The organism is Pseudomonas sp. SDO55104_S430, from assembly GCF_054070595.1.
On record NZ_JBSVXG010000294.1, the window covers coordinates 1 to 5988 of the forward strand.

At 62.8% G+C, this 5988-nt stretch carries 7 protein-coding genes; 4 read left to right on the forward strand and 3 right to left on the reverse strand.

Annotated elements, in window-relative coordinates; all coding sequences use genetic code 11:
* Positions 1–153 precede the first annotated feature (153 nt).
* The 3 genes from ACW9JE_RS27860 to ACW9JE_RS27870 form a co-directional block, all read right to left on the reverse strand.
* Positions 154–408: a hypothetical protein gene (locus tag ACW9JE_RS27860; protein ID WP_224536134.1), complete on the reverse strand. Its 255-nt coding sequence runs from the start codon at positions 406–408 to the stop codon at positions 154–156.
* A gap of 44 nt (positions 409–452) precedes the next feature.
* Positions 453–791 (reverse strand): hypothetical protein, encoded by a 339-nt coding sequence (locus ACW9JE_RS27865; RefSeq protein ID WP_224536135.1) that lies wholly within the window; start codon positions 789–791, stop codon positions 453–455.
* Positions 792–875: 84 nt separating this feature from the next.
* Complete coding sequence (locus tag ACW9JE_RS27870; RefSeq protein WP_457434582.1) at positions 876–2081, reverse strand: MFS transporter; 1206 nt, start codon at positions 2079–2081, stop codon at positions 876–878.
* Between the two features lie 306 nt (positions 2082–2387).
* Here ACW9JE_RS27870 and ACW9JE_RS27875 point away from each other — a divergent pair, with 306 nt between their 5' ends.
* The 4 genes from ACW9JE_RS27875 to dgoD all read left to right on the forward strand — a co-directional run bounded on the left by ACW9JE_RS27875 (position 2388) and on the right by dgoD (position 5892).
* Positions 2388–2870 (forward strand): GNAT family N-acetyltransferase, encoded by a 483-nt coding sequence (locus ACW9JE_RS27875; protein WP_224536139.1) that lies wholly within the window; start codon positions 2388–2390, stop codon positions 2868–2870.
* A 192-nt stretch (positions 2871–3062) separates the two neighbouring features.
* Positions 3063–4055, forward strand: a complete 993-nt coding sequence (locus ACW9JE_RS27880) for a 2-dehydro-3-deoxygalactonokinase (RefSeq protein WP_457434583.1) — start codon at positions 3063–3065, stop codon at positions 4053–4055.
* A 19-nt stretch (positions 4056–4074) separates the two neighbouring features.
* Positions 4075–4695, forward strand: a complete 621-nt coding sequence (locus ACW9JE_RS27885; RefSeq protein WP_457434584.1) for a 2-dehydro-3-deoxy-6-phosphogalactonate aldolase — start codon at positions 4075–4077, stop codon at positions 4693–4695.
* Positions 4696–4743: 48 nt separating this feature from the next.
* On the forward strand, positions 4744–5892 hold the full coding sequence (gene dgoD, locus ACW9JE_RS27890; protein ID WP_224536146.1) for a galactonate dehydratase: 1149 nt from the start codon (positions 4744–4746) through the stop codon (positions 5890–5892).
* The last annotated feature ends 96 nt before the right edge of the window (positions 5893–5988 follow it).

A 5988-nucleotide genomic window follows, 5' to 3' on the forward strand; every position in this document is an offset into this window, starting at 1 on the left:
TGTGTCGTTCACAGATCCAATGTGGGAGCGGGCTTGCTCGCGAAGAGGCCCTCAAGCACAAAGAAAATCCTGACAGTTAACCAACCTTGTGCAACACCTCAATCAACTCCCGCTTCCCCGAGGCATGGGATTTCTCCTGCTTGCTGGATGTATTCAAACGTCCAGCTTGCGAGCCGCCTCGACACCAGCGGCGCTGAGTTTGATCGGCAGGTTCAGCGAGTGCTCGCCGGCTTCGTTGCACAGCACATTGCCGTGCTGGATCAGTCCGCGGTCTTGCAGGGTGGCGAGGGTGCTGGCCACGACTTTCTCCCCCCGGTAATTGTCCAGGACCTCCTTGCCCAAACCGTTCGGGTGGGCGTGCAACAGGCGGGTCAGGACTTCTTTCTCCAGGTTTTTATCGACGTTCATGGTTACCTCTCATGGTGATGGACAGGTCTTTCCGGCGAAGTGTGTTATTGGCTTGCGCCGCCTTCGGAGCCCGAGCCACCGGTGGTGGTTTTCGAGCCGATGCCGGGGCCGGCGTTGTCTGGTGTGGCAGTGCCCGGCGAGTTGAGCCCGCCCTGGCGTCCGCTATCGTTGCCTTGGGTGCGAGGGTCGGTGCCGGTGGACGGCGGCAGGCTGTTATCCATTTCGGCGCCGTTGGTGTTCATGCCGGGGGCGCTCTGGATGGCGGGAGCCTTGGGGCTTTCGACCGGGTTGGTCGGGCCGGTGCCGGAGGCGGTCGTCGCCGCGATGGCGAGAGGGGACAACAGTGCCGCGAAGGCGAGGGCGGTCAGCCGGGACGTGATCATGGTGTTCTCTCCATTGATTTAGAGTCCTTACCTGACGTTGGTCCGCCCTCGCTTCTAATTGGTGCCTGATGGTCGACGAACGGTTCAGGCGTGTTGCAGTGTCCGGTCTGTCTTTACCCGGCACCAGATCAGGCGACCGAGAGTGATCGACCAGTTCAAAGCCGCAACCGCCAGCACAGTCAGCAACAGCGTCGCCATGCCGTGCTCGACGATGATTTTCCCGGCCAGCAGCGGAAAGCCGAAGACGCCGATGAAGTACGACAGGCTGAACAGCAGCAGCGATTGCGCGGTGGTGCCGCTCGGCGCTTCGTTGGCGGCCAGGCCGTTGATCACCGAGTAGGTCAGCCCGTAACCGACCCCGAGCATCACTGCCGCGAGCACGTAGCTGAAACCGCCGTCGACTCCGAAACCGAACATCAGGATCGAACCCATCATCAGCCCCGACAACAGGCACGATGCGCGCAACGGATCGCGTTTGACCACGATGCCGGCGATCAGAATACGGCTGCTGATCGCCGCGCTCATGAAGCCCAGGAAGAACAGCGAATAGTCCAGCGAGCGCGCAGCGGCGTAGCTGGTCTGGAAGCTCGACAGACCGCCGAACACGCAACCGCCGAGGCCGACCATGATGATCGGGAACACCGCCCGGGATTTCAGTACCTGGCTCGCCGCCTGCCAGGAAATTCGCGAGACCGCCGTGGATTGCGTCGAGGCGATTTTCAGCTGGCGGTCCAGTCGCCAGAACAGCAGCACACCGATCAGGCTGGCCGCTGCAGCCAGGTAAAACGCTGCGGTCACCGGATAACCCAGGGCGCTCGCCGCGCGACCGAGCAACGGCCCGCTGCCGATCCCGGTCATCATGCTGCCCGAGAGCAGGGCGAAGTATTTGGCGCGCTGCGCGGGGCTGACCAGACTCGCGACGATGATCGGCCCGAGGGTGTAGAACACGCCCCAGCCCATGCCCAGCAGCAGACCGAAGAACAGCAGCAGATGGCCGAAGCCAGGTGTCAGTGCAAAGCCCAGGCTGGCGGCCACCAGCAGCACGCCGAACAACGCCACCGAACGCGCCGCGCCAAGCAGGTCGCACAGATGACCGGAGAAGATCACCGCCACGAAGGTGCTGAGCATCGCCGCGGAAATCACACTGCCGGCATCGTGCTCGTTGCCGCCGCGCGAACCGATCAGCAGCGACAGCAGAAACGTCGATCCGTAGGACAGCGACAGCAGGTAACTGGCCAGGCAGAACAGGCCGAACAACTTGCCGGAAACGGGAGGTGTTGCGGTAGACATGAAGCGGTTCCTTGACCTGATGAATGCGCAGGGTGTCTATCTACCACGCTGGGTGCGGATGTTAGGTCTGAGGTTCGCGATGCCAAGGTTAGCCCCGGGCGGAATGATCCCAATATTCCTTGTGGCGAGGGGGCTTCTGTGGCGAGGGGGCTTGTCTGTGGTGAGGGGATTTATCCCCGTTGGACTGCGCAGCAGTCCCATTTTTTTTTGGGGGGCCGCTTCGCAGCCCAACGGGGATAAATCCCCTCGCCACAGGTAATGCGCAGCCTTAGTATGGCGTTTTCCATTTTCCGACAAGGCACGTCCATGACGATCGAAATCCGCCCGGCAACCCCCAGCGATGCTCCGCAAATTCTCGCGTTCATCACTGAACTGGCCGACTACGAACGTGCCCGCCATGAAGTCATCGCCAGCGTCGCCGACATCGAGCGCAGCCTGTTCAGCGAAGGCGCCACCGCCCATGGCCTGATCTGTCTGCGCGACGGCGTGGCCATCGGTTTTGCCGTGTTCTTCTTCAGCTATTCCACGTGGCTGGGCAGCAACTGCCTGTACCTGGAAGATCTCTACATCACCCCCGAACAACGCGGCGGCGGCGCGGGCAAGACCCTGCTGCGGCACCTGGCGAAAATCGCCTGCGCCAACGACTGCGGGCGCTTCGAGTGGAGCGTGCTGGAGTGGAACACCCCGGCCATCGACTTCTACAAATCCCTGGGCGCGCAGCCGCAGGAGGAGTGGGTGCGCTATCGCATGGACGGCAAGGTGTTGCGCGAGTTCGCTGAAGGCAACTGATCACCGCTTAACCGCTCAAAAGATCGCAGCCTTCGGCAGCTCCTACAGAGATTTGTGTAGGAGCTGCCGGAGGCTGCGATCTTTTTTGTCTTTATCTCAATATATGGGATTGATATTTATATATTGAGATTTCCCCGCTCCCGGGTTTATAGTCCCGCTCACTCACTGCCAAAAACCAGAACAGGTGAAGCGATGCAGGCGCAATTGATCGCGCTCGATTGGGGGACGACCTCATTACGTGCTTACAAACTTGCCGAAGGCGGCCAGGTGCTCGAACAGCGTTCGCTGGCGTCGGGGATCATGCAGTTGCCCAAGGCGCCTCGAATCATCAACGGTCGCGAATGCGCCGACGGTTTTGAACTGGCGTTTGACGAAGCCTGCGGTGACTGGCTCGATGCCCAGCCGAATCTGCCGGTGATCGCCTGCGGCATGGTCGGCAGCGCCCAGGGCTGGCGCGAAGCGACCTACCGCGACACCCCGGCGAACGTCGCCAACCTCGGCACCTCCCTGCAAACCGTGCGCAGCCTGCGCGGTGTCGACGTGCACATCGTGCCGGGGGTGATCCAGCGTTCGCGTCTGCCCAATGTCATGCGCGGCGAAGAAACCCAAGTGCTCGGCGTGCTGCAAAGCCTGGCGCACGAAGCGAACGGCGATCTGCTGATCGGCCTGCCGGGCAGCCATTCGAAATGGGTGGAAGTGGCCGATGGCTGCATCGTGCACTTCGATACCTTCATGACCGGCGAAGTCTTCGCCGTACTCAGCGAACACAGCATTCTCGGCCGCACCCTGCAGCGTGGCGGCTCGTTCGACGGCCAGGCCTTTGATCGCGGCGTGCAGGTGGCGATGTCGGCGGATGGCGACATCGGCGTGCTGTCGACCCTGTTCAGCGCCCGCACCCTGGGCCTGACCGGCGAACTCAATGGCGCCCAGCAGACCGATTACCTGTCCGGCCTGCTGATCGGCCACGAACTTTCGGCCCTGGCCAATGCCCAGCGCCAGCGCCGCAACAGCGTGCACTTGCCGTCGATCGTCCTGATCGGCAACTCCCAGCTGTGCGCTCGCTACAGCCGGGCGCTGGATGCCTGCGGCTTTGCCCGGGTGATCCTGGCCGAGCAGGCCACCGAACGCGGTCTGTGGCAGCTGGCGGTCGCCGCCGGGCTCATCGCCGCCAACCTTTCCCGTTAAACCTGACTGGAGTCCTGAGATGCTCAAGCAAGCACTGGCGCAAAACGGCCTGATCGCCATCCTGCGCGGCCTGCGCCCGCAAGAGGCCGCGGCCATCGGCGAGGTTCTGTACGCCGCCGGATTTCGCGTCATCGAAGTGCCGCTCAATTCCCCCGAGCCCTACGACAGCATCCGCATCCTGCGCGATACCTTGCCCGCCGATTGCCTGATCGGCGCAGGCACGGTGCTGACGCCGGAGCAGGTCGAGCAAGTGAAGGAGGCGGGCGGTCAGGTGATCGTCATGCCGCACTGCGATGCCAAGGTGCTGCGCGCGGCGAAAGCGGCGGGCCTGTCGCTGTCGCCGGGTGTCGCGACGCCCACCGAGGCGTTCGCGGCGCTGGCCGAGGGTGCGGACATTCTGAAGATGTTCCCGGCCGAGCAGATGGGCCCGGCCGTGGCCAAGGCCTGGCTGGCGGTGTTGCCGGCAGGAACCATTCTGGCCCCGGTTGGCGGCATCACCCCGGACAACATGCAGGTGTTCATCGACGCTGGCGTCAAAGGCTTCGGCCTCGGTTCCGGTCTGTTCAAACCGGGCATGACGCCCGAGCAGGTCGCGGCCAATGCCAAGGCCTATGTCGCTGCCTGGAAAGCCCTTCGCTAAGACTTTTCCGGCGCCCTGAGCGCCGCATCTAACAAGAGAGACAAGCAGATGAAAATCACCAAACTGACCACCTTCATCGTTCCGCCGCGCTGGTGCTTCCTCAAAGTCGAAACCGACGAGGGTGTCACCGGCTGGGGCGAGCCCGTGGTCGAGGGCCGCGCCCACACCGTTGCCGCTGCCGTCGAAGAACTTTCCGACTACCTGATCGGCAAGGACCCGCGCAACATCGAAGACATCTGGACCGTGCTCTACCGCGGCGGTTTCTACCGTGGCGGCGCGATCCACATGAGCGCCCTGGCCGGCATAGACCAGGCCCTGTGGGACATCAAGGGCAAGGCGCTGGGTGTGTCGGTCAGCGATCTGCTGGGTGGCCAGGTGCGGGACAAGATCCGGGTCTATTCGTGGATCGGCGGCGACCGTCCGGCGGACACCGCGCGGGCTGCGAAAGAAGCGGTCAGCCGTGGTTTCACCGCAGTGAAAATGAACGGCACCGAAGAGTTGCAGTTCCTCGATACCTTCGAAAAAGTCGACCTGGCCCTGGCCAACGTCGCTGCCGTGCGTGACGCGGTCGGCCCGAACGTCGGCATCGGCGTGGACTTCCATGGCCGGGTGCACAAGCCCATGGCCAAGGTGCTGATGAAGGAACTCGATCCGTACAAACTGATGTTCATCGAAGAGCCGGTACTCAGCGAAAACTATGAAGCGCTCAAGGAACTGGCGCCGTTGACCAGCACCCCGATCGCCCTCGGTGAGCGTCTGTTCTCGCGCTGGGATTTCAAGCGTGTGCTCAGTGAAGGTTACGTCGACATCATCCAGCCGGATGCGTCCCACGCCGGCGGCATCACCGAAACCCGCAAGATCGCCAACATGGCCGAAGCCTACGACGTGGCGCTGGCCCTGCATTGCCCGCTGGGCCCGATCGCCCTGGCGGCGTGCCTGCAACTGGACGCGGCCTGCTACAACGCGTTCATCCAGGAGCAGAGCCTGGGCATTCACTACAACGAGAGCAACGACCTGCTCGACTACGTGAAAGATCCACGGGTGTTCGACTACGACCAGGGCATGGTGAAGATCCCCAACGGCCCGGGCCTGGGAATCGAGATCAACGAGGAATACGTGATCGAACGCGCCGCCGTCGGCCACCGCTGGCGCAACCCGATCTGGCGCCATGCCGATGGCAGTTTTGCGGAGTGGTGAGTTTCCACTAATCACCACAAATCCCCTGTGGGAGCGGGGTTGCTCGCGAAAGCGGTGTGCCACTCCACACCCGTGTTTACTGACACACCACAGTCT

Coding starts and splice junctions, on each gene's coding strand:
- ACW9JE_RS27885 (WP_457434584.1), top strand. CDS start 4,075: ATGCTCAAGCAAGCACTGGCGCAAAACGGCCTGATCGCCATCCTGCGC.
- ACW9JE_RS27860 (WP_224536134.1), bottom strand. CDS start 408: ATGAACGTCGATAAAAACCTGGAGAAAGAAGTCCTGACCCGCCTGTTG.
- ACW9JE_RS27875 (WP_224536139.1), top strand. CDS start 2,388: ATGACGATCGAAATCCGCCCGGCAACCCCCAGCGATGCTCCGCAAATT.
- ACW9JE_RS27865 (WP_224536135.1), bottom strand. CDS start 791: ATGATCACGTCCCGGCTGACCGCCCTCGCCTTCGCGGCACTGTTGTCC.
- ACW9JE_RS27870 (WP_457434582.1), bottom strand. CDS start 2,081: ATGTCTACCGCAACACCTCCCGTTTCCGGCAAGTTGTTCGGCCTGTTC.
- dgoD (WP_224536146.1), top strand. CDS start 4,744: ATGAAAATCACCAAACTGACCACCTTCATCGTTCCGCCGCGCTGGTGC.
- ACW9JE_RS27880 (WP_457434583.1), top strand. CDS start 3,063: ATGCAGGCGCAATTGATCGCGCTCGATTGGGGGACGACCTCATTACGT.